We start from the raw sequence: 281 nt of genomic DNA on the forward strand, positions 1-281 counted from the left end.
TCAGGCCGTAGCCGCGTAGCCAGTCGGCAAAGACGACTTTACCGCCATGGACGGCTTTCACTTCGCTGCCCACGGCTTGACTGATCACCATGCCTTTCCAGCGCAGCTCACCCTGAAGCGGACTACCGTACGCGTGGCGAATATTGCCCGAGACCGGCCAGGGTAACTTGCCTTTGTATTTGCCCAGTCCATCCATATTGACTCTGGCCTGACGCGCCGCTTCCTCGGCGGCTTTCCGGGCTTTGGCAATTTCGGCGATCAGGCGTGATTCATTGCTTTTC

1 pseudogene is annotated in these 281 nt (G+C 58.4%); it reads right to left on the reverse strand.

Going from position 1 to position 281, the window contains the following annotated elements:
- Positions 1 to 281: pseudogene (locus tag ACYP03_RS25840) on the reverse strand (peptidase M23); the annotation flags it as partial.

It is taken from the genome of Photobacterium sp. R1, assembly GCF_054600795.1.